A 680-nucleotide genomic window follows, 5' to 3' on the forward strand; every position below is an offset into this window, starting at 1 on the left:
TACGTGCGCTAGAGTCGGATTATCAAGGTCAAATTCAACCGCTCGCTCGTCTAGTGAGTGCGTGGTTAGACATTGATGAAGTTAAGGAAGCTGAGAGGGTTTTCCAAAGCATTTCGTTTGCAGAAGATTGGTCAACCGATGACAAACTGGCTTACGGCAGCATGATGGTAAGCTTGAATCACTTTGAAGATTTTGATAGTTGGTATGCGAGCTTAGCATTAAATTCCGCAACACAAGATTTAAGTGCTTCGGAAGCATTACAGTTTGATGAACTCAAAACCCGTCGACTGTTGAGTCAAGCGGATCTGATGCTTGTTAATCAACAGCCTAAGCTTGCGTTGGATTTGTATAAACAAGTTTCTTTAAAGCCTGAGCCATTTAAAACTCAAGCAGAAATTGGCATGTTGCAAGCCAGTGCTTTGACTGGAGATGAAGCGACGTATCACGATATGCACCTCATTTTGAATAAAAAGCGCGATAGCTTAACTGCGGCACAGTTGATGACAGTGGCCGCGGTGTTTAATCAACAAGGCTATCGAAATGACGCTAATGCGCTAAATCAGTTGTTGGATGCGATGCCTGATGCCGACGCATTAGCGTTTCGCAATAGCATGTCTATAGCAATGGAAAATCAACAGTGGGCGTTAGCTGAAACACGCGCCTATCAAGCCTTAAATCAT

General features: G+C 43.7%; 1 pseudogene. It reads left to right on the forward strand.

Annotation, left to right across the window (positions count from 1 at the left end):
- Window positions 1–680, forward strand: a pseudogene (locus R7E78_RS27010) (cellulose synthase); the annotation flags it as partial.

The organism is Vibrio sp. YT-19(2023) (assembly GCF_033337395.1).